17 protein-coding genes and 4 pseudogenes are annotated in these 21,034 nt (G+C 69.2%); 10 read left to right on the top strand and 11 right to left on the bottom strand.

What is annotated here, in order from left to right; all coding sequences use genetic code 11:
* Window positions 1-297: 297 nt before the first annotated feature.
* Window positions 298-730 (top strand): annotated as a pseudogene (locus AB0E91_RS30380) (transposase family protein); the annotation flags it as partial.
* A 14-nt stretch (window positions 731-744) separates the two neighbouring features.
* Here the strand turns inward: AB0E91_RS30380 and AB0E91_RS30375 are convergent.
* Window positions 745-2,586: an IS481 family transposase gene (locus AB0E91_RS30375; protein ID WP_361788447.1), complete on the bottom strand. Its 1,842-nt coding sequence runs from the start codon at window positions 2,584-2,586 to the stop codon at window positions 745-747.
* Window positions 2,587-3,473: 887 nt separating this feature from the next.
* On the opposite strand from AB0E91_RS30375, the gene AB0E91_RS30370 reads away from it, so the two are divergent.
* Window positions 3,474-4,916 carry a hypothetical protein gene (locus tag AB0E91_RS30370; RefSeq protein WP_361788445.1) on the top strand — a complete coding sequence of 481 codons (1,443 nt, stop codon included), beginning with the start codon at window positions 3,474-3,476 and terminating at the stop codon, window positions 4,914-4,916.
* Between the two features lie 265 nt (window positions 4,917-5,181).
* Window positions 5,182-5,307 (top strand): hypothetical protein, encoded by a 126-nt coding sequence (locus AB0E91_RS30365; RefSeq protein ID WP_361788443.1) that lies wholly within the window; start codon window positions 5,182-5,184, stop codon window positions 5,305-5,307.
* Between the two features lie 467 nt (window positions 5,308-5,774).
* On the opposite strand, the gene AB0E91_RS30360 is transcribed toward AB0E91_RS30365, so the two are convergent.
* Window positions 5,775-6,503: a hypothetical protein gene (locus AB0E91_RS30360; RefSeq protein ID WP_361788441.1), complete on the bottom strand. Its 729-nt coding sequence runs from the start codon at window positions 6,501-6,503 to the stop codon at window positions 5,775-5,777.
* Between AB0E91_RS30360 and AB0E91_RS30355 the strand changes: the two genes are divergently transcribed.
* A complete protein-coding gene (locus AB0E91_RS30355; protein WP_361788439.1) occupies window positions 6,462-8,444 on the top strand; it encodes a hypothetical protein in 1,983 nt (660 codons plus the stop codon). The two genes, AB0E91_RS30360 and AB0E91_RS30355, sit on opposite strands and share 42 nt — an antisense overlap.
* Before the next feature lie 98 nt (window positions 8,445-8,542).
* Here the strand turns inward: AB0E91_RS30355 and AB0E91_RS30350 are convergent, their stop codons facing one another.
* The 4 genes from AB0E91_RS30350 to AB0E91_RS30335 form a co-directional block, all read right to left on the bottom strand.
* Window positions 8,543-8,974 (bottom strand): hypothetical protein, encoded by a 432-nt coding sequence (locus AB0E91_RS30350; protein ID WP_361788437.1) that lies wholly within the window; start codon window positions 8,972-8,974, stop codon window positions 8,543-8,545.
* Window positions 8,975-9,135: 161 nt separating this feature from the next.
* A complete protein-coding gene (locus AB0E91_RS30345) occupies window positions 9,136-9,366 on the bottom strand; it encodes a hypothetical protein (protein WP_361788435.1) in 231 nt (76 codons plus the stop codon).
* 508 nt (window positions 9,367-9,874) lie between these two features.
* The gene (locus tag AB0E91_RS30340; RefSeq protein WP_361788433.1) at window positions 9,875-10,099 is read right to left on the bottom strand and encodes a hypothetical protein; all 225 of its coding nucleotides are present in this window, start codon (window positions 10,097-10,099) and stop codon (window positions 9,875-9,877) included.
* 226 nt (window positions 10,100-10,325) lie between these two features.
* The gene (locus tag AB0E91_RS30335) at window positions 10,326-10,499 is read right to left on the bottom strand and encodes a hypothetical protein (protein ID WP_361788431.1); all 174 of its coding nucleotides are present in this window, start codon (window positions 10,497-10,499) and stop codon (window positions 10,326-10,328) included.
* Between the two features lie 344 nt (window positions 10,500-10,843).
* Between AB0E91_RS30335 and AB0E91_RS30330 the strand changes: the two genes are divergently transcribed.
* Window positions 10,844-11,134 (top strand): DUF1330 domain-containing protein, encoded by a 291-nt coding sequence (locus AB0E91_RS30330; protein ID WP_361788429.1) that lies wholly within the window; start codon window positions 10,844-10,846, stop codon window positions 11,132-11,134.
* Between the two features lie 33 nt (window positions 11,135-11,167).
* Here AB0E91_RS30330 and AB0E91_RS30325 read toward each other — a convergent pair.
* From AB0E91_RS30325 to AB0E91_RS30315, 3 genes and pseudogenes are all read right to left on the bottom strand, one after another.
* A pseudogene (locus AB0E91_RS30325) lies at window positions 11,168-12,290 on the bottom strand (IS630 family transposase).
* Between the two features lie 217 nt (window positions 12,291-12,507).
* Complete coding sequence (locus AB0E91_RS30320) at window positions 12,508-12,876, bottom strand: hypothetical protein (protein ID WP_361788427.1); 369 nt, start codon at window positions 12,874-12,876, stop codon at window positions 12,508-12,510.
* A gap of 284 nt (window positions 12,877-13,160) precedes the next feature.
* Window positions 13,161-13,376 carry a hypothetical protein gene (locus tag AB0E91_RS30315; RefSeq protein ID WP_361788425.1) on the bottom strand — a complete coding sequence of 72 codons (216 nt, stop codon included), beginning with the start codon at window positions 13,374-13,376 and terminating at the stop codon, window positions 13,161-13,163.
* Window positions 13,377-14,535: 1,159 nt separating this feature from the next.
* On the opposite strand from AB0E91_RS30315, the gene AB0E91_RS30310 reads away from it, so the two are divergent.
* From AB0E91_RS30310 to AB0E91_RS30300, 3 genes and pseudogenes are all read left to right on the top strand, one after another.
* Window positions 14,536-15,216 (top strand): hypothetical protein, encoded by a 681-nt coding sequence (locus AB0E91_RS30310; protein WP_361788423.1) that lies wholly within the window; start codon window positions 14,536-14,538, stop codon window positions 15,214-15,216.
* Window positions 15,217-15,642: 426 nt separating this feature from the next.
* A pseudogene (locus AB0E91_RS30305) lies at window positions 15,643-16,151 on the top strand (DUF2716 domain-containing protein).
* A gap of 154 nt (window positions 16,152-16,305) precedes the next feature.
* Window positions 16,306-16,548 carry a VOC family protein gene (locus tag AB0E91_RS30300; protein WP_361788421.1) on the top strand — a complete coding sequence of 81 codons (243 nt, stop codon included), beginning with the start codon at window positions 16,306-16,308 and terminating at the stop codon, window positions 16,546-16,548.
* A gap of 469 nt (window positions 16,549-17,017) precedes the next feature.
* On the opposite strand, the gene AB0E91_RS30295 is transcribed toward AB0E91_RS30300, so the two are convergent.
* Window positions 17,018-17,830 (bottom strand): DUF6042 family protein, encoded by an 813-nt coding sequence (locus AB0E91_RS30295; protein ID WP_361788419.1) that lies wholly within the window; start codon window positions 17,828-17,830, stop codon window positions 17,018-17,020.
* A 491-nt stretch (window positions 17,831-18,321) separates the two neighbouring features.
* A complete protein-coding gene (locus AB0E91_RS30290; RefSeq protein WP_361788417.1) occupies window positions 18,322-19,230 on the bottom strand; it encodes an ADP-ribosylglycohydrolase family protein in 909 nt (302 codons plus the stop codon).
* Window positions 19,231-19,322: 92 nt separating this feature from the next.
* On the opposite strand from AB0E91_RS30290, the pseudogene AB0E91_RS30285 reads away from it, so the two are divergent.
* Together AB0E91_RS30285 and AB0E91_RS30280 are read left to right on the top strand one after the other, a co-directional pair.
* A pseudogene (locus tag AB0E91_RS30285) lies at window positions 19,323-19,466 on the top strand (IS5/IS1182 family transposase); the annotation flags it as partial.
* Between the two features lie 265 nt (window positions 19,467-19,731).
* The gene (locus tag AB0E91_RS30280; RefSeq protein WP_361788415.1) at window positions 19,732-20,556 is read left to right on the top strand and encodes a class I SAM-dependent methyltransferase; all 825 of its coding nucleotides are present in this window, start codon (window positions 19,732-19,734) and stop codon (window positions 20,554-20,556) included.
* Window positions 20,557-21,034 lie beyond the last annotated feature (478 nt).

Genomic DNA, 21,034 nt, shown 5'->3' with positions numbered 1-21,034 from the left:
CTCGCGCACTCGTTCGAATTTCACTAGTCGATCTTTACGGCTGCGATTTCTTCCACCCGGAGGGACCGCGGGCGGACGATCCGGGACGGCCGGACAGGATCGTGGAAGACCTGCTGTCGGGCTGCTTGCGCAGAGGTCGCGCTCTGCTCGGGTTCTCCAGCGTTGAGGTTGCGGTCCCAGCGCGGAAGTTGCTGGAGGTGACCCGAACTCGGATGCGGTGACCCGCCTAACGAGTTGGTGCGTGATAGCGGGTGAGGTGTCGTGCCAGGTGGATGGCATGATCCCGCTGTGGTGGTCATGGTCAATCGGGCGGTGCTGGCGCATCGGCTGTTCACAGAGCTCTCGGTCTCATCTTGCGTGCCTGGTCGAAGAGTTGGCCGAGCCGTGGCAGGCCAGGGTCGAAGGTCGTCGCCATGCGACGCGGGGCGGGGCCAGGAAGCGGGCCGCGGGTGCCGGCGCCAGCCATCAGCTGGTGTTCGTCGACAGGCTGGTGGCCACACTGATCCATCTGCGGCACGACCTGCCGCACTCGGTACTGGGGCTGCTGTTCGGTGTCGACCGTTCCACCGTTACCCGGGCGATCGGAGAGGTGCGCACGCTCCTGGCGGAGCGGGGATGCGCGGTTCCCGACCGTCCCGGCCTTCGGCTTCGGACGCTGACGGATGTCTTTGCCTATGCCCAGGCGGAAGGCGTCGAGCTGCGGCTGGACGCCACCGAGATCCAGGTCCGTTGATGTGTGAGGGCTCAGGACATCTTTGACGGTCCGTCCTCAAGACTCTCTTGACGCCGTTCGCGCGATTGACGGCTCGGCCATGCTTTGATTCGTGTGACGGGCTTGTCACTGGTGCGGGGGAAGACGGCCAGTTCCACGCCGTTGTGGACGACGCGCAAGTGGGTGTCCTCCACAATGACGTTCACGGTCTTGCCGCGGTGCGGATAGCCGATCAGCAGCGTTTGACGGGCCACCATCACGCGACCGGTATTGTTGACCCGCCGCTGAACGGTCAGCGGTCTGGCCGGGCCACCGGGTGGAAGTGGGCCGACGGCGGCACGAACACCGTTGAGCAGTGGAAGCCTCCCCGGAGGGATTGGCAGCGGCATGGTCTTCACCACGCGCCCGTTGCTGATGGCGTGGAGAAGGCGCTCATCCATCCGCAGCACCACGCGGCTACCGGCGAGCGTGCGGGACAGCATGACGTCACGGTCTCCGAGGCCGACGACGCCATCGCGCGAGACCGCGCGATCGACCTCGACCGTCGTCCCCGGGGGCAGCTGCGGCCGCCCGCGGTGACGGGGCAGCGCGGGGGCCGCGGGCGGGGGTCCCGCCGGTCGGCCCGAGAGCTTGTCCCGAATCCTGGCCAGGTCCTCCAGCGAGGTCCGCGAGGCGAAGGTCTTCAGCAGGTAGCCCTGCATGGTGACGTGGATGCTGCGGTCATCCGCCCACACGGTGACGGTCCGCCCGGCGAAGGCAGGCCCGACCCATACGTCCTGGCCTCCGTGGAACAGGGCGAAATGGCCGCAGGGAGGTACTTCCCGGTCGAACTCGATCGCCCCCAGCGAGACGGGTCGCTGAACTGGGTCGGGCGTCGTTTCGACGACCGGAGCGGTGGGCTGCGGGGGAAGCGTGGCCGCGACCGTGGGTTCGGCGGTCAGCAGGGAGGCCGCTGTGTCCGCGCGCGAAGGCCGGAAGCGGCTGGCCGGAGCGGCCATGTCGAGGGACTGGTGCGGTCGCGCGTGGTTGTAGCTGTGGACCCAGGCGTTGATCGCCTCCTGGGCGTCGGCGACGGAGACGAACGGTGCCACGTGGTCCAGGAACTCGCGGCGCAGGGTTCCGTGAAAGCGTTCGACCTTGCCCGTCGTGGTCGGTGACCGGCGTTTGGTGAGCCGCTGCACGATGCCGTTCTCCCGGCAGATGCGCTCGAACAGGACCTCGGCCGGCCGGGGCTTGGTGAAGCGGCCGGTGAACTGCTTGCCGTTGTCGGTCAGCATCTCGGTCGGCACTCCGTACCGCTGCATCGCCGCCACGAACGCCGAGCACACGTCCCGGCCGGTCGGCCGGACCACGACCTCGGCGACGACGACGTAGCGCGAGTGGTCGTCGATACCGGTGACGAGTTTGCACTCACGGCCGTCGGCCAGCGGGACGCCCGACACGATGTCCATCTGCCACAACTGCATGGGCGCGTCGCGCTGCCACCGCCGGTACTTGCGCTTGTGCTCCTGCTGCTGGTGGTCCACCAGGCCGTTGCGCGCCAGCACCCGGTGCACGGTCGCCCGCGACGGCAGCGGGACGACGTTGCGCCGCCCCAGCTCGTAGGCGACGCGTCGGGCACCCCATCGCGGATGCTGCTGCCGCAGCTCGCAGATCAGCGCCTCCACGTCGGCCGGCAGCCGGGTCAGGCTCGTCCGGGGCCGACGCGATCGGTTCTTCAGCCCCTCGACGCCGTGTTCCTGGTACCGGTTCCGCCACGTATGCACGGACTGCCTGGACACCCCGTAGCGCAGAGCTACCTCAACGACGGGCGCCCCGTCCAGTACCTCCAGGACCGCGCGATACCGATGCTCCACCAACTCCTGCGGTTCCATCCCGCCCCCCTCATCTCCAGGCGGAACAACGAGTAGCAGACGTCAAGGATGTACTGATGACAGAACGTCAAAGATGTCCTGAGCCCTCACACATCACTTACGATCATCGTCCAACCCGGCCTGCAGGCCGGCAAGGCCACCAACGAACAGCTCCTGCTGCTGGCCGGCGCAGAGAAGTCGTCCGGGACACCAGCGCCGGCGACTTCACCATCTACTGCAGCCGGTAGCTCCAGAGGCGGGACACGCCGCCAGGCAGCCGCGGGCCCTGCCGAACGGCCACTCAGCACAGCCCCTGTCCCTGGCGGACGCTGTCGCTGGCCTGCCGGTGGCCCCCGAGTCCCGGAGGTCTGCGACCGGAACAAGCTCCGCCATCGCAACATCGGCGGCCCCATGGGCGCCGGCTGCCACCTGGCCGGCAAGGGACGGTGATCGTCGTTGATCAGGGGAGTGCCGCCGTGCGCACATACGAACTTGCTCTGCGGCCCCGGAGTGATCGCAGAACGGACGGGCGACGTCACAATGGATGAAGCGGACAACCCAGAGGGGTGGGGATGGGCGGACAGCAGCCGCAGGGGACAGATGGCAGGCGTCCTGACGGGCGGAAGGCGGATGCCGCGACCGTGCGTCTGCGGGCAGCAACACGGGCCTTGCGGCTGCATCTTGACGGCCTGCCAGCGGTATTCCACTTCGACGGCGCGGGCGATCAGTTTCTGGCCGAGGCGGTGTTTCCTTTCGCTCGGTGGCGCTACGCATGCGCGGACTCGCTGCTCGGCTCGGGGATGGGCGGCAGTCGTGGGGGCGCTGGCGCGGAGTCTGTTCGATGACGGCTTGCGCTGGCAATGGATCGCGCAGGATGCGGCGGAGCGGCGGAGCGGCGGAGCGCTTTGATGGGCAGCATGTTGGAGGAGCGCAACCGGATCTGCGGCTACGTGGCCGACCATGACGTGAGCTTTCCGCATCTTGCCCGGTGGTTTGTGCCGCTCAGTGGGGTCACCGGTCTGTCGGGAGGCTCCCTTGCGGCGCTGTCAGCGCCACCGCTTCCGGATGAGCAGAAGTTGCTGGACATGTTCCTGGATTCTCCCGCTCCGCCAGTGGCGCCTGCGGTCGTAGGTGGCCGCGTCCAGGATCTCCTGGACGCGACACGCAGCATGCTGGCCATGTCCGGGCTGCGGGGTGCCGTGATGGTGCTGGGTCATGCAGGCCACGGCAACCTGCTTGGGCTGCAGAGCAGCCTGGCCGCCGGGGGTGTGCCCGGCCATGATCTGCGTGCCGATCACGAAGCCCTGTTCATGCATGTCGCGGCCGTCGGTGTCACCGTCACGCTCCTGGACGTGTGCTCGGCGGTGCCGGAGTGCTGGCCGCCGGAGGTCGATCAGGCCGGTTTCCTCGGCCAGGCGATGCGGCTGACCGAGGACGTGGTTGCCGCGGCGCGCGCGGTGCACGGCCTGGGCGACCCGAAGCCCGCTTCGAACGCCTCCTCCAAGGTCAGAGCCCGCCCGCGGCAGCTGCGTCTTCGCCCCGAGGTACTGGTGGACCCCGGCAGCGTGCTGCCGGACATCGCCGACGCCGGTCCCGTCATCGCGGCGGCCGAAGAGTACGACGTCTTTCTCAACAGCTGGTACACCAGCCCCTGGGCACACGGCAACCCCAAGCTGGCCAGTGTCCTGGCGTATGCGGGAGCCCACTCCACCTTCGCCACTGTGATGGCCACCTACGACCAGCAAGCCGCTGTCACCGCGGTGTTCGGCGCGCGCATGCTCTTGGAGGAAGCCGCCCGCTTCACCTGGCTGACCCAGGACCACGAGGACGAGGACGCGTTCGTGCAGCGCTCCACCCGTTACTTCGACGAGTTCCGCGCCCGCAAGAAGAAGACGATTGAACTGTTGGCCGGCAACGCTGTGGCGCTTGCTGCTGCCAGGAAACTGTTCCAACTGCCTGACACCGTCGTCGAAGGGCCGGAGACGATATCCAAAGGCCGGAAGCCGCTGCCATCGATCAACGAGATGCTCTTGCGCATGGGAGCGCCCTACCCCGAGCCGGGCTGGCTGCCTGTGGCGTACTTACTGCTGAGCCAGGTCACGCACAGCACCCCCATCGGTCTCGTTCACATGGCCCGTTACAGCGAGGATGTCCTCCACGCCCACACCGTCTCGCCCGAGATGCTGGCGCTGGCCCTCGACGTGGCCTGTCTGGGAAGCGCCCGGCTGATCAGCTCGTCCGCGCTGATGCTGACCCACGGTGATGACGCTGCCCGGCAGTACGCGCTCGGCCTCGAAGAACGCGCCCTGACCGTGCACGACACCGCACGCCTGGTGCATTGGCTGGACTGAGCCCGCACCCCGACATCACGGCCTGCTCGTTCCACGCCGCCTCTTGCCACGCTGCCCTTGCGGCCCCATCCCAGCGGCCAGGTCGCAGTGGGAGTTGGGTGTGACCGGCGCATGGGCCGCTACGGTGACCGGGTGACTGTCGCGAACGACGCAGCGGGCGGCACTGCCGGCCAGAGCGCCTTCACCGTCTCTGCCGAACTGTCCATGGCGCTGACCGCTCAAGGGCCTCACGGCGAGCGAGCGTTGAACCTCCTGCTGGGATGCGGTGATCACGAAGATCGTTGAGGAGCCGCAGGCCCGCGACACGACCACCGGGCACGTCGGCAACCCCGCTGGCACGTTCTCCTTCGCCGATCTGTTCGGCGGATCCACCCCACCAGGGCGCAACTGACGATTCCAAGCGAGTGTCGCTGGCTGTACTGCGGTCGCCTGGGCTGGCGACAGCGCCCGCGCACCGCCTCGCCATCCCCCGAGGGGCGGCGACGTGACGCGGTAACCGCGGTAACACGGCACGACCGGCATGGTGGTGAGAAAGGCGCGAGGAGCGGGGCGGGGTCACGGCCGGGTGAGGCTCTTGCGCGGAGGGTGGCACACCGGGCAACGTTTGCCGGCCCCACCGCGGCGGGAGCGCTGATCGGCCGTGGCTCTCGCCCGCCATCGACTACGCCTACGCCTGGCTCCACGAAGACCTCCACCGCCTACACCTCCCCGACCGCGGGCCGCGAACTACGAACACCGGCCTGCCGTAACACGTCCGGCAGGCCCCACCGCCGCGCAGTCCGCCCTGGCGGCGCCAGCGCCCGGCCGGCCATGTCACAAGAAGAGCAGCAGGCTGGCGTCCCGTCTGGGGGCTGCGGATCAGGCGCGTCCTCGGTCAGGTGTCGCCACGTTTTCCTCGGCCGGCCAGCCGAACGGGTCATCGTGTTCAACGTCGTCCGTCCAGTAGCCGTACCGGTCGCCCAGTATCGACAGCAGTGCTTGCCGGTCGGGGAAGGCGTGACGGACGACAAGGCCATGGGAGTGCGCCGTACTCACTGCGGCAACCGACAGGTGTGTCCGCAGGGCCCGTTCGGTGAATGCCTCTGCGGGGACAGGAGGGTCCTCGGGACGCTCAGCTGCCTGCATGACGGCGAGAATGCGGGCCCGGTGCTCCGGGGAATCGCCCGGCGAAGGGCGCAGGCCCTGCTGCTGGGCGCGATGGTTTCCTACGGCGTTGGCGATGGCGGTCAGCAGATGCCAGTCGCGCCAAGCTTCTTCACGTAGTTGCCTGGCCGTGCTCCTGAAGCCGGGGTCCGCGGACAGGCGGGGAAGGGTGTGGCGCACGATGGGGAGCATCACGGCATAGCGGTTGCGGACGGTGTCGAGGGCTTCCTTGTGCTCGTAGCCGGGTCCGGGCCCGGTCCGGGCCGGCAGGGCAGCTGGTTTCGCCTGGCCTCGCGGTATGCCTGCTCCGACGGCCGGATCGGCGAGCGCGGCCATCGTCTGATAGTCGTCAGGTCGCAGAAAGTCGGCCAGTTCGTCGTAGGGGCGACCGACGAGGAGCTTGTGCCAGAGGCCGCCGCCGAGCGCCTGCTCGACGAGGTGCATGAATGCCTTGTCGGAGAGCAGCGACTGGGAGAGCACGACCTTGATCAGGGAGGTGAGCAGTCGGGGTGGCTCTGCTTCCAGGTCTGCGGGGGCTCCGGCGGGCAGGCGCAGCCTCCATCGGTTGGTGTCCCGCTCGGCGCTCTGCTCGCAGACGGCGGGCTGGTTGTGCGGCAGGGCACCGTCTGCGCGGATGTCGCGGACTTCCTCGCCCTACTCAAGGACGCCTGCCCCAACCAGCACCGTGCCGGGCTGCACAGTGTGCTGGCCCAGGGTCTCGGACAGGCACCGTCCGCGCAGGAGATCTCCGACTGGAAGAACGCCTACGAGACGGCGCACGCCTCGCTGCCGTCTGCCTGGCGCACCGTCTGGGAGCTGTCCCAGGTCCTGGCCCCGGAGGTGCTCGAGCCGTGGCGGCCACTGCTGGAGACGCTCACCGCGCTGGCGGGACAGCCCGCACCAGCGCGTCCGGAGCCGGTCATGCGCGTCACCTCCTGGATCGAGAGCCACGGCGGTTTGTCAGCGGAGGCGTTCGCTGCCCGTGCGGCGGAGGAAGGTCCGGCCGCCGCGGCCGGCCACCTGGCCACCGCACCCGTCGAGCGCACCGACGTCGACGCCAGTGACGCTCGCGCCGGCCTGCTCAGTGACCTGGTGGCCCAGGATCCGCAGCTGTGGGCCCGCGATGCGGACGGCGTGGCGGCCGCCGCGGCCGACGATCCAGCCGTGCTGGCCGCCTACTTCAACTCCCTGCACCGGGCCGCCCGTGAAGGGAAGATCACAGACGCGGAGCTCGCTGCGATCGCTCTGGCCGCCTTCGCCACCCGGCCGACAGCCGGGCACGACACGCCGGGCGCACGGCAGTTGGAGCGGGTGATCTGCAACCTGCTGCACCGGGCATGGGAGAACGGCCTGCTGCTGGAGGACTCATCGGGTGCGGCAGAGGGCACCGTCGAGTGGCTGGAAGGCCTGGTCACCGGCTGGACGCAGCCCCGTACCGACACTCAGCAACCGCTCCTGGCAGCGATCGATCAGCCGGGCGGGGCGGCGCTGCTGTCGCTGATCGCCTGGGGCCTCCAGCAGACCCAGCGCACCGGCCAGGAGCTGACCGACCCGGTCCGTGCTGTGCTGGCCCGGCTGCTGGAGGGCAAGCCAGATGATCAAGCCCTGTCGGTCATCGGCTTCTGTCTCGGCCAACTGGTGCACGTCGATGCGGCCTGGGCCGAGGAGCACGCCGACCAGCTCTGCACGCTCGACGCTCCCTGGCGGCCCGCCGCTACCTGGCTGCGGCATGGGCGCCCGCACAGCGGCATCCTGGCACGCCTGGATCGCACTGCGCTGCTGCAGACGGCGGCCGGCCCAGACGGCATCCCCACTCTCGACAAGATCATCCTGTCGTTCCTCACCGGCTCGGAAGCCCTGGGCCCGGCCCCTGCGCTATTGACCGAGCTCGGCGCGCAGGCCAACGGGCCCCAAGCGGTGTCCGAGTTGCTGTCCCGCCTCGCCCAGGCCGTGATCGGCTGCGAGGAAACAAGCCCGTGGCCCGAGCGGGCGGCAGCGTTGTGGCGTTGTGCGCTCGAGGCGCAGCTGGAGCCCGCTGCTCTCATCGGTGCGGGGCGGTTTGCCTACGCCGACCGGCTCGACGATGCCGTCTGGCTGGAGCTGACCGCCCGCACCGTTGCCCGGCAGCCGGAGGTGGAGGCGCCCTACGCGGTCGCCGAGCGTGCAGCGCGCCACCCCGATTCGGCCGATGCCCTGCTGATCGCCGCGGCCATGCTCGGCGCCCAGGTGGACGTCTTCCACCGGCAGGAGATCCAAGGGCATGCGGCCCTGCTCTTTGCCCAGAGCACCGCGGAGGGCGCGGCCGAACATGAACAGCTGCGGATCGCGTTGATCAACGCCGGTGCGATCGAGGCTGCCTACAAAGACCCCCCTGCCAGCCCATGACCGCCCTGGCGCAGGCGGGTTGAGGTCAGGCCCGGTCAGGTGATCGCATCGGCCACAGTGTGCGGTTTCGGTCGCGGGGCGGGCGCCGGGCCGCCCCGTCATGCGCTGGTGGCGGGCACGTTCCGCAGCAGTGCGGAGGTCATCGCGAGCAGCGTCTCCGCCTCGGCCTGGTCGTACTTGAAGTCCTTGGTGACCGCGTCGTTGTGCAGGGCTCCGCAGGTCTGGCTGTACAGGGCGTCCTGGATCCGCCACCACCGCTCGGTCTGGTTACACTGGTTGGCTTGCTTCCTCGATCCGGGGTTGTCCCAGGTGACGTTCTCCCGGACCCACTCCAGCGCCCGCCTGACCTCCAGGATCGACGCCCGGATCTCGCCCACGGTCAGCAGCCGCTGTGCCTCCCGCAGCGTCCGTCCGACCTCGTCCCGCTCCGGATCGCCGAGCGGGTACGGCACGGCCATCTCGAACGCGGCGGACGGCCCCAGCTGCGCGAGCTGCTGCTCCCACCGGCTCTTGGCGATGGTGATGTGCACCGTGTCCTGTGTACCCCCGGATAGCCGGGGGCCTGCGGCAGCGTCGCGTTGAGATCGATCTCAAACCGTACGTCGTCGGTACGGCCTGCCTCGATCGCATGGACCTGCAACGACGTCAGCGGGAACGACAGGTTGACGCGGTGGACGGCCACCTTCGGGGTCTACGCCAGGTTCACCGTGGTCCGGGCGAGCCGCGAGCGCTGCCCCGTCGCCTCGAAGCCGAACAGGTCCGCCTCCAGAGCAAGGATCTTCCCCGCCTCGGTGAAGGGCGACACCCCGACGGCGAGCTGGACGCTCAGCTCGTGGGCTCCCAGCGCGCGGCGCAGCCACGTCTGGTCGCTGCTGACCACCGCGGTGAACCGGATGCCGTCGTCGAAGCGGAGTTCCTGCATAGCTCCCCCAAGGGCGTGTCGATCACCCGATTCTGCCAGGCGGGCCGCCGCATCACCCCCGATTTCCCCCGGCCACGGACTCCAGCCCGCAGGCCCAACGAACCCAGCGGCCGTCGACCAGGGCTCGGCGCAGTCAACTACCAAAACAAGGAGGAACGTGGCGCCTCCCGCCCAGGGACCCGCCGGATATGATCACAGCACATCCGACCCACTGCCTACATATAGCCCGCTCAATGGGGTTGCAGGCTTGTCTCAATCCTTGCATCCTTGCAGTTCAGAGCGCTTTTTGGCCGGTGTACGTCATCTTGATCGCATTCTCACTCATTGCAGCATCACAGGCCAGAGGCCTGCTAGACGACCATAGGGATGCAATACAACTGAGACAATACAGCTCCGGCGTACGCCTTCAGGCCGCAGGCATCCGGGAAGCGAGCCTTGTCGTCTCCGATCACGGCCAGCACCCGAGCGCCGAGTCGGATGCCGAGTCCCGAAAAGGCTCAAGATCACTTCAGCGTCCGTATGCCTGGGGGAAAACCTCTTCCACCGCCTCGGCGAGGTCATCGGCGGCGGTGCCATTGGCCTCCAGTTGGATCAGGAGGGCGAGCATCGGCTTGCCCAGCGCCTCCTCAACCAACGGTGGCTTGCTGGACCCGGCCAGCACGAAAGCGTGCTGGAGCCCGCCCGCCTCCTCCTCAATGCCTCGCTTGCGGCCGGCCCTTCGGAGCGCGGCCACCAGCTGAGTGCACGTCAACTTCGCCGCGCGGGTCGGCGTCGGGCGGCTCAGAGAAGCTTCCGGGGGCATGGCGCGCCTCGCCTGGACGGGCACCGCACACCGCGAAAACCGAGGCGGCCTGGAGTCACGTCACGGGCCCGCTCGATGAGACGGTCCGGTGGATTCTCCAGCAGCGGGTGCACACCCACACCGGGCCCGACGACATGGTGTGGGCGACGGCCAACGCCTACGTCCAGCAGACCATGGTGCGGCCCGGCTGAAAGCCGATACCGAAGCCGCCGCGCGAGCCATGGCCGCCCAAGAGCAACACGCCGCCGCAGCACAGGCCGTGGCAGACAAGCATCGCCGCCCCGCCGCCGAAGAACGCACGCAAGGCCCGCAGCACGCGCTCGCCCGCCACGGCTTCCCCGGAACCACGGGATAGGCATCAAGGCCACGCCGACCCCGGCAATCAAGCCGGTCGCGATTGCCGAAGACGGCGACCGCGGTCCTCGCCGGTGTCCGCGCCCCCAGGCTGTCCAAACCCTGCCCGGCCGGCGGGCGAGCGTCACTACGGTTCGCAGGACCCTCCCCACGTAACCGCGCCGTCCGATCAACACACCCACCCCACCAGGCGGCTTCACCATCTCCTGGAGCACATCCGGGTGACGGCGGCGGTCGGGACGCTAGTGCTCTGACCAGGAAGGCTCGCCGGGTTGGGCGGTCTTGATCACGGCTCCGGGAGTTCTGGATAGGGTCGGCCCCATGACCGCTTACGTGATCGCAGACGTGCAGCTGACTGGTGATGCCGAGGAACTGGCCGAGTACCGATCGAAGGTGGTTGCGACGCTTGAGCCGTACGGCGGCAGGTACCTCGCCCGGGGCGGCGAGGTCGACGTCGTTGAGGGTGCCTGGGAACCAGGGCAGATAATCCTGGTGGAGTTCCCGGGCTTGGCTGCCGCACGGGCCTGGAACGAGTCGGCGGAATATCAGGCGATCGCACCTCTGCGCATCCGGAACACGGACAGCAAGAGGCTGATCGTCCAGGGGATCTGAACGTCAGGTTCGGCTGTTCGCGGACAGGGCGAATCAGGCTGCGGTGGTGAGTGGGCGTCCGCCCCAGCGGATGCCCTTTTCGCTGCGGATGCGAGCGCGTTCCTTGCGCTGGGCTGCGAGGACATCGGGGTGGCGGGCGTTGGCGTTGCGTCATCGCAGGTAGGCGTGCAGGGCCCGGGCCTGCACGGTGTGGTTGCGGTGGTTGGAGTTGGCGATGGTGAATTGCCGCAGTGGGCCGAAGTGGGCCTCGATCGGGTTGGCCCAGGACGCGTAGGTCGGGGTGAAGCGCAGCTCGACCCGGTACTTCCTGGCCCAGGCCCGGATCTTGTCGCCCTTGTGAGCGGACAGGTTGTCCAAGATCACGTAGGTGGGGGGCGCCGTCCGGGCGGGCGGATCGGATCGATTTGAGCGCGGCCAGGATGTTTGCGGCACCCTTCTTGCGGTGGTTGACGCCCCACAGGGTGTCGTCGCCGACCGAGTAGCAGCCGTGGAAGTAGCGGACGCCGTGGGTGCGGTGGTGGGTGGCGGGGTGCCGCTCGGAGTGACCGGCGGCGGACCAGCCGGCCCCGCCGGTGGGGCGGATGCCGAGCGGCCCGAACTCGTCGAATGCGAAAACCCGGTCCGGGAAGCGCTCCAGCACTTCCTCGATCCGCTCAAGCTTGGCGTCGCGGTTGGGGTCCGGAGATTCCTTCCAGGTCTTGGTGCGCTGGAAGGTGATGCCGCGTCGGGTGAGCAGGCAGCGCAGGGCCTCGCGACCGATGCGGATCACCCGGCCGTGCACCTTCCGCAGGAAGGCCGCGAATTTACGCAGGGACCAGCGGGTGAAGGGTTGGCCGAGCTTGGTCGGGCGGGTGGTGGCCGTCTGGACGACGAAGTCCTCGTCGTCCGGACTGAGCTGGCGGGGACGGCCTCCCGCCCACTGAGGGTCCAGGCAGGCCACGCCGATCTCGTTGGACCGATGGATCACGTCGCGGACAGTGTCCTCATCGGCCTGCACGAGCTGGGCGATCACCGGGACCCTGTTTCCGCCGGCCGAGGCCAGCAGCATCATCGCGCGCCGGTAGCGCACCGAGGTGGTGCTGCCCCGGCGCACGATCTGCTGCAGCTTCTGCCCCTCCTGGTCGGTCAGTCTGCGCACACGGACAGGCTCGGCCACCGCACCTCCAGCGGTCGGATCGGAAGTCGCCTCACATCCAACCGGCCCCGCACCATCGACGCGCGGGACAAAAGGGCGCGGTCAGCCAACCATCCGGGTTCTAACGGTCGTTGCAACACCTCGACTCAGAGGTGTCAGCGGACATCGGCCCCCGCAAGACGCTCGGCTGGGCAACGCCCGCTGATCGTCTGCATGAACTGACCGCCTCTCCGTCCTCTTACTTGGGGTCCTCGCTCTCCCAGGGGTGGACGAAAAGGCCAGGACGGACCCCCCATGCATTGAGCACAGTGATCAGTTCGGACTCGTCCGTGGCGTCGGCGGATCCGATGAGGACTGCTCCGATGTCGTAGTCGAAGCCGCCGGTGCGTGCGCGGTCGTACTCCCAGTGCTCAAGGTGGAAACTGCGTTCAGCGTCGCTGCGAACCCATCCCTCGCCCTGTGCTTGAGCGTCGGGATGGCTCTTCTTGGGTCGGACGTCCACAAAGGCCTGGCGGCCCGGCCTCGATGCTGGAACTTCCGCAACGAGTCTCCTGCCGAGGCGAAGTGCGCTCAGTTTGTCCACGGGCCAGCTCGATCCGTCGTTCATGAGGCTTCATTCTGGCCTGGCCGCCCGGGGATGATTAGCGCGGTCAGGCGGTTCCGTCCAGTAAGTCTCTGTCAGCTTGAAGTCGCAGGTCCATGGGCTGGTGTGTCGTGTGTTCGCAAGACTCGCGTCAGCCGTGGGCGGCTGTCCGCGGAGAAAATCGTCCGTCAGGAGCCGCTTTGTCCTGGGCGCCGACAGGGCGTCGGGCATGTTCGGTCCTGGCCTTGGTGGCCGCCGCCGAGCGGGGCAGGACGGCCGGGCCAACAGTCCTACGAAAGTCGGGCGGTTCACCGGACGATCTGGCCGCGGAGGATGATCCGGCTCGGGTGAGGTAGCGCCTGCGGGGTGAGGGTGGGGTCGGTGTCGTACGCAACGAGGTCGGCGGGTATGCCGGAGCGGTGCAGCCAGGCCACCTCGTCGGCGACGGTGCCGCAGGGGTGGCTGTCGGTGCCGGCGAGCACGGTGACCCCGGCCTCGTGCGCGGCGCGGACAGTGGTCGCCATGCCCTCCTAGCCGGAGCTCCACCAGTCGCGGGTGGGTCCGGGCTCGGACGCGTACCGGTCCTTCGCGCTTGCCGCGAACACCGACAGGGGAGACGAGGGCGGTGCCTGCGCGGCCATCCGGTCGAGCAGCGCCGGGTCGAGGGCATGCCGTGCTCCAGGCTGTCGGCCCCGGCCAGCACGGCGTTGCGGCTGCCCTCGGCGGTCTGGCAGTGCACGGCCACCTTGCCGCCGACGGCATGCACGGCGTCGACGGCCGCGCGCAACACGTCGAGCGGCACAGGGGGTTCGCTCCAGCGCCAGTCGCCGATGACCTTGCACCAGCCGGAGGAGGCGACGGCCTCCTCGACGGCGGCCGTCGCCAGCCCGTCGTACCCGACGTCCCGCCCGAACCCGGGGAAGAACCGCCCCGGTGTGGTCAGCCACCGCCCCGCCGACCGCACCCGGGGCAGCCCGGCATCCTCGTCCACCCAACCGGACATCCGGGCAGCGGTCCCCGGGGTGCGCACGAGCAGCACCCGGCGTCGCGGTGCTGAACGAGGTGCCGCCTCAAGTCATGCTCGTTGAACGGTCGTTCGAGCGACTCCGCCCCTAGGTGGGTATGGGTGTCGACCAGCCCCGGCACCAGCCAACCACCGTCGACAACGGTCTCGGCACCGGCAACGGGCTCAGCGCAGCACATCCCCGTCGACCCAGAAGCTCCGCTCCTCCCGCTCGGGAAGCACCACCCCGCGCACGTGCAACACCATGCCGACCCCCTTCACCCCTTGGACGTGATCCGCGCCCGCAACGATCCCTCCACGACTGACGAACACCCCAGGGAGGGCATCCGTCCCCGGCCGGCAGAAGCGCAGGGCCTGCGCGGCGCCCACGAGGAGGCCCAGACGCTTCGGGAGCACGGGCTGTCACGACGGGCTGTCACGGCCGAAACATGATTCGCTCCGAGGTACCGCGCCATGACGTGTGGCACGACGGTGCACCTGCGGGAGCTGGATACAGCCGGCATCGAGGCCGTTTCGACGAGCCAGGCCAGGCCAGTGGCGGTGTGCGGCACTGGATCGCCGACCGCTCCGGGCAAAACCATTGGCACCCAGAGCCTTGGGACCACAAGACTTACGCTGGTGGACGCCCTGCCGCCGCTGCACGGCCCACACCTCTGCCCGTGCCGGACCCGCGTGCCCGCGACGTCGTACTCGGCTACGCGGGCATGAACGCCTTGGTGGCCGACCTGATTGTGCCCTGCGACGCGTCGATGTACGTCATGAGCGTGATGGAAACGTCCCGCGAGCTCATCCGGCACTCCTACTACCGGTACGAGTTCGCCACGGTCGCCGTCACTCATTCCCTGGTAGCCCTGGAGCACGTCCTTGCCTGGCGTCTAACCGTCCACGAACCGGTCCAGGACCTCATCGGGCGGGCCGCCGATGCCGGACTCATCCCGGCCGGACTCGCTGCCGAGCTCGACCGCGGCCGAGCCCTGCGCGACAAGCTCACGCAGGACACTGTGACAAGTGCCGCCCTCGGCCTGGTCAGCGCCATCACCATGGTGCAGGCCGTCTTCGATGCTGTTTCCCTACTCCTTCACCCACCAGCCGCGGCAAGCGTGACGGCCGTCGAGACGAACGGAACGCAGCCCGAAGACCGGCTCCCCCGGCTGTGGGAGGAACACCGGCGTGCCCCGTATCCGGACAGTTTCCGCGGCATCGCCATACTCTGGGCTTGCATCGCCAACCTCGACAAGGCGGTGCCCCTGATCAGCTCGGAGTACTACGCCTGCTACTTCGCGAGACTCCGGACGATGGCCAGGCTCGCAGCAGCCCGCCACATCCCCACCGCGACCTGACACGTAGAGCCCCAATGAGTCCCACGACACTCGTCAGCATCCGGCCCGCCCGCGTCCGATGATGGTCTCGGGACGTCTGGCTGTTTTGCGCATGTCGAAGCGGGTGATGGGCTGCTGGTTCCTGAAGGCGGGCGGGCGGCCTGATGGGGCCGGGCCGAACAGGACAAAGCCGGGCGGAGGTTTCTGAGCTTGCGTCGGACTCGGGCGAGAGTGGAGTAAGCCGGTTCGGTCCGGCCGTCGTTTCCAGGAACCGTGCTCACACCATCGCGCGGTCCGCTACGAGGCCACTGTTCTCATTGCAGCGATCAAGGAGTGGCTGTGCCCTACAGCCCGTGCACGTCAGGGCTCCCGAACATGGTTCTGTCCACCTTTCCATGAGCGGTCCGCTCAGCGACCACCATTGAGGTGGATCACTAGGATCGCGCCATGATGGAAGATCTGGCGGTATTGCCGGAGGCGGAATACAGACGTGCGTGGGACCGCTTCTACGAGGCTTTCGATTTCCGGCCGAGTATGAGTGCATCGAAATGGTCGGCCAACCAGGAGCCCTGTGCATCGGCGACCTGGACACTTTCGGCACTTGATGACGATCCGCGCAACGAGCGTCTGGACCGCTTGGTCGCGGTGGTCCAGCAGGGGTTGACCGCGTGCGTCGGCCCAGCAGAGACACTGCTTGCCCTCGACTGGCAGCACCGTCGTATCGTTTCGCGCCGTGGAAGGTCGGCGGTGGGGGGCAACCGGCCTGGCCGCTCAGCCCGTACCCCGACGGTGACTACGTCATCTACCTCGCGGAAGATTTCCGCTTCGGCAACTTTGGCCACCCATGGGAAGGGTCTCTCTGCCTGTTCGGAGAGGAACTCCTCGACGCCGTGTCCGGGGAAGTCGACGGGGTTCTCGGGCTGCCGATCCGCAAGGCAGGCCGGGTGGTGAGCTGACTCGGAGAACTTCCGGCACACGACCCAGGAGCCTGCGGGCAGGCACTTGCGAGGGGCAGGCACACCGGCTCTTGACCTCAACCAAGCTTGATTTCCTAGGTTCCTTCCAGAGCCGCAGGAACCAACCAGCGGTGCCCTTTCAAGGAGGTTCGCCGTGACCGAGCGCACAACCCGCATGGAGATCCCCGACCGTTACCGCTACGCCGTGATCCCGCACATCATGGTCGACGACGCCGCAGCGGCAATCGACTTCTACCAGCGTGCGTTCGGCGCCGTCGAGCAGTTCAGGATCCCCGCTCCGGGCAGCGGAATTCTGCACGCCGAGATCACCATCGGACGGTCGACTCTCGAAGACGTCTCGCAGGAAGAGCTTCTGCGCCGCCTGGCCGCCGGGTGACCCACCCCTGTGCGGGCGATGATCCGGATCGGATGCAGAGGGTCGTACCGGACGAAAACCCGCCGGACGAACCGCCCAGTCATGGCTGGGCGGTTCACCTCGGGCAGCGGCCGGTGCAGGAGCTGCCCTGGGGCGTCGTCGCCAGCGGGAGGACCGGCCAAGCCAAGGGGCCGCGCCGTGGACAGGCCGAGGCCAGGTGGTGCACAGGTGCGGGATGCAGTTGTAGGTCAGCGGGATCAGGCCGTCGGGGCCGGTCCCGATCAGGCCACCAGGGCCGGTCCCATCAACGGCTGGTGCCTGGTCGTCGATGGGGGCCGCTCGCCGTTCGGCCCGTAGCCGAGTGCGGGCCGCGTTGTACCGCCGCCCGCACCCGGCCGGGACTCAACCTGGGGCCTTCTTCTGAAGGACAGGTTCCAGGGAGTCGGACGGCACGCGGTCGGGGTCGGGATCGGCTACGGGTCGGGGTCGGCTACTCGTCTTCGTCCGCGATGCGCAGCCCCGTGTGGGTCTCGTGGAAGTGGTTCCAGTCCATGACCAGACAGAAGCGCTGATGGGCTTCGAGGCGTTCTGCGTCGGCCGGCTCCTGTCCGCGCAGCACCCGGGCGTCGCCGGATGCCACGAGCGCTGCGACGGCGATACGAAGGTCTTCGGCGTCCTGGCTGGTGGCGGCTGCCAGGCGGTCCAGGGAGGTGAGAATCTCCCGCGGTTCACCCAATTGGTCGACCAGGTGGTTGACGAGTCGGGTGACGAGAGGTTCGGTGCGCATGCTCCACCGCATCCGGTCGAGCCGCCGGGTCAGTCCGGCGTCCAAGGGCAGCAGGTCACCGGGCAGCGGCAGTACGGCGGGCATCGACCACCGGGTGCCCTCCGGTGTCTCCTCACGGCTGGCCAGGCCCCATGCCAGGTAGAGCTCGGACAGGTCGCGCACGGTCGCGGGCACCGGGTACCCGGCCGCCGTGAGCAGGGCACCGAAGTCCTTCCAGCGGCTCTCCTCGCTCGCCTCGCGGCCTTCGGGCGCCGCCTCCTCGTCCCACTCCTCGTCGGGCCACGAGAACGTGAGCGCGCCGTCGAGACCGTCGCCGATCATGCGCCAGTGGCCGTCGAACATCTCGCGCAGGAGATCGTCCAGGGAGCCGGTGAAGCCGGGCCGGCTCGCGGTCCCGATCAGCATCATCAGGGGAAAACCTTGGCGCGGCAGGACATGCTCCCAGCCCGAGGCCCACCAGTCGTTGTGCACCACCAGGTCCCGGCGTGGTCCGGGCGCGGTCGGGTTCTCAGTCATCCCCAGCTCTTCGTCGAAGGACAGCCGAACGAGCGCAGCCTACGCGCTGTGGCACGCGCGGTACGCTCAGTCCGCGTCCGACCAAGGCCCCCCGGTGACGGGACCCGTCTCGCAGTCCCGCGCGCGGAACCCCGACGTTTGTTCGGCACCGGCACCGACGCCGTGCGGCCGGTTCCAGGCACCGGACCGTACACCGCCCGCACGGGCCGGCCGAGCAGCTGACCGCGGTCGGCGCACGAGGGCCGGGCCGTACGGGACGTCCCTCGGCACCGTCTCCCCCGGCGCGACCGACACCCAGCCGGTCCCCTCATCACCGGGAGCCCGCCTCGGCGAACAGTCCAGCCTCCGTCGACGGCGATGCCGGTGCCGGTGCCGGTCATGGCAGCCACGTGCACAGCGCACAGCAAAGCCACAGCCCCGGCGCCCTCCCCCGCCTCGACGAGGCACTCGACAGTCGGCGGCGCCGGAATTCATCCCGGCAAGAGCTCGTACTACGTCACGACCGGGGGCAGCGGTTCACGGGCCGCGTGCCATGCAGGAGGAAGGGCGGCGACGCCGGTGCGGGCCGCGATGACCCCGCCCGCGATGGCGCAGGTGGTGTCGATGTCGCCGCGCCCGGCGACCGTGACCCACAGGCCCTCGTGCAGGTCGTCGAGGTGCCCCGCCGCGCACCACAGGGCGTACGGGACGGTGTCGGGCCCTGACATCCGGTAGCCGGAGCCCAGGACCTCCGCGGCGTGCCGGACCGAGGTGCGCTCCGGCATCCGGGCCGCGATCCGCACTCCCGACCGGACATCGCTGTCGGGGAGCCGTTCGGCGACTGCCTGAAGGAAGTCCGATCTGGCCGGGGTTGGCCCGCCCCGGCTGCGGGTCGCCAGTGCCGCGGCCAGGGCGACCGCCACCGCTGCGGTGACCGCCTCCGGGTGGTGGTGCGAGACCGCACCCTGCCGCGCGGCCTGCTCGGCGACCACATCGAGGTCGGCGCCGTGCCAGGCACCGAGCGGGGCGGCGCGCATGGCCGCGCCGTTGCCCCAGGAGCCCTGGCCGCCGAACTGTCCGACGACCACCTCCTGCCAGGGCTCGCCCGCGTCGATCCGGCGCAGCACGTCATGCATCGAGGCTCCATAGCCGCGGTGCGTGTCCTCGGCGTAGGCCGTCGCGAGACGCCGGGCCAGGCGGTCCTGGTCGACGATGCCCCCGCCCTCGACGAGTTCCCGGACCAGAACCAGCGCTTGAGCGGTGTCGTCACTCCATCGCCACAGCGGTTCCGGGGGCAGCGCCCGCGCCTCCAGGGCTGCCGTACCGTGCCTGCGCAGGATGCCGAACCAGCGGTCGCCGAAGGCGTCGCCGAAGGCGAGCCCGTGCAGCGAATCCAGCACAGCGGTAGGCACGTTGATCATCGGTGCAGTATCGCAGCGCGATGCGATCCCGCACTCCGATTTCGGGAGCCGCCCGGCTTCTGACCCGGACATGAGGCTGGGCGGCCTGGTCTGTGACCTCGAAGCCACTGATCGACCGCCGCGGCACCGAATGCGGCTCCGGCCTGGACACCCAACGCCGGGTCCGGGAGAGCGCGTTCGCCCACCTGCACTGGTTCCGCCGCTTGCGGAGCCGTTGGGAGGTCCGCGACGACATCCTCCATCCGCGTGCGGATGAGCTGCGCGCTCCCCCGTTGCCCCGGGTTCGTCTCGAGTTCGTGCCCTCGCCAGCCTTGGGCCGTTCGGCAGGTGTGCGGCGCGCCTCGGTTGTGCGAGTGGGCGCCGGTGGAGGATCGGTGCGGTGCGGCGTGCCGGCTTGCGCCGTCTCCGACTCCCTGGCGTGTGGAGAGGTTCGGTCATGAGAGCGCTCGGCGTGATGGTGTTCGTCTTCGGACGCTACGGCGTCCCGCGGGGAGCGGCGGCGTGATCGCCGGGCCGGGTGGGGCAGGGGGCTTCGGGCGCTACGGCGAGGCGGTCTTCCGGCCCGAGGCGGCGGGCGAAGGCGAACGTATCGACTACGGCGCCCTGGCGTACGACGAGTTCACCTTGGCGCGGCTGCGGACGCTGGGCGTGGGGCCCGGGTGGCGCTGTCTGGACGTGGGGGCGGGTACGGGGACCGTTTCCCGTCGGCTGCTGGAGGAGGCCGGGGTGGCGAGCGTGCTCGCCGTCGACCGGGATGTGCGTTTCCTCGGCGAGCGGGGGGTGCCGGGGCTTGAGGTGCTGGAGGCCGACATCACCGATCCGGATTTCGATCCGGGGCGCTTCCGGCTGGTGCACGCGCGCTTCGTGCTGATGCATCTGCCCGAGCACGAGCGCTTGATCGCGAAGTTGGCCGAACTCGTGGAGCCTGGTGGGGTGTTGGTGCTCGGCGACGCGGTGGACACGACGAGCGACCATGCGCCGGTGACGCCGTACACCGTGGCGATGCGGGCGATGTGGCAGGGACTGGAAGCCGTCATCGGTACCGATGTGTCCTGGGTGGTGTCATACCCGGGGTTGCTGCGTGGGGCGGGTCTGGCATCCGTCGCCGCCGAGATCCATGTCCCGCCGCTGCTGCCCGGCAGCCCCATCAGCCGCTTCTGGGCTGATACATGGAAACGCAGCAGACAGGCGATGCTCGCCACCGGGCAGATCGACGATGCCGGAATGGACGCGGCGCTGCGGTACCTGGACTGCGACGACTGCGCCGCGCTGTCGGCCGGCCTGCTCACCGCCTGGGGATGGAAGGCCGGGGGCGTCGCGCGCTGACGCGTGACGGGGGTTTCCGGCTGCGGGGACGATTCGGACCGTCCTGGGGTGTCAGGCGGCGAAGCCGGTACCGGCGATTCGCGCCGGCCCGGCTGGGGGCCGAGGTGGTCTACGACCTCGGCGAGTGTGCGCAGTCGAGTACGGGGTTCGACGGGGCAACCGCGCCCGGTGTGCGGGGTCCGCTCAGCACAACACGGAAGACGCAGCGTCGACGCCCGGTACGGACGCGGGCGGCCACCGGCTCGTCGGCCAGGATGTACTCGTAGAACTCGATCCGGTCCGGGGCGCCCGGGGAAACACACAGGGCGGCCATCTCGGCGACGGTGAAGTATCGGTCGGCGAACGGAACCAGGCGGTCGATATCGAGACCGCGGCGGCCCTGAGTGCAGCGCTCGTCGTACCCGGGGGGCGCTCGCCGCTGGTGAGGGTGCAGGTTCCGGTCCGCTCCGGAGCGACAGCGGCTTCTCCCAAAGGGCTT

It is taken from the genome of Streptomyces sp. NPDC026659, assembly GCF_040638245.1.
GTDB lineage: Bacteria > Actinomycetota > Actinomycetes > Streptomycetales > Streptomycetaceae > Streptomyces.
This window is presented reverse-complemented; position numbering and strand designations above follow the sequence as displayed.

What these genes read in the sequence shown, in the direction of transcription:
- AB0E91_RS30375 (WP_361788447.1), bottom strand. Translation starts at nt 2,586, where the DNA reads ATGGAACCGCAGGAGTTGGTGGAGCATCGGTATCGCGCGGTCCTGGAG.
- AB0E91_RS30370 (WP_361788445.1), top strand. Translation starts at nt 3,474, where the DNA reads ATGGGCAGCATGTTGGAGGAGCGCAACCGGATCTGCGGCTACGTGGCC.
- AB0E91_RS30360 (WP_361788441.1), bottom strand. Translation starts at nt 6,503, where the DNA reads ATGCACCTCGTCGAGCAGGCGCTCGGCGGCGGCCTCTGGCACAAGCTC.
- AB0E91_RS30345 (WP_361788435.1), bottom strand. Translation starts at nt 9,366, where the DNA reads ATGCAGGAACTCCGCTTCGACGACGGCATCCGGTTCACCGCGGTGGTC.
- AB0E91_RS30330 (WP_361788429.1), top strand. Translation starts at nt 10,844, where the DNA reads ATGACCGCTTACGTGATCGCAGACGTGCAGCTGACTGGTGATGCCGAG.
- AB0E91_RS30320 (WP_361788427.1), bottom strand. Translation starts at nt 12,876, where the DNA reads ATGAACGACGGATCGAGCTGGCCCGTGGACAAACTGAGCGCACTTCGC.
- AB0E91_RS30315 (WP_361788425.1), bottom strand. Translation starts at nt 13,376, where the DNA reads ATGGCGACCACTGTCCGCGCCGCGCACGAGGCCGGGGTCACCGTGCTC.
- AB0E91_RS30295 (WP_361788419.1), bottom strand. Translation starts at nt 17,830, where the DNA reads ATGACTGAGAACCCGACCGCGCCCGGACCACGCCGGGACCTGGTGGTG.
- AB0E91_RS30290 (WP_361788417.1), bottom strand. Translation starts at nt 19,230, where the DNA reads ATGATCAACGTGCCTACCGCTGTGCTGGATTCGCTGCACGGGCTCGCC.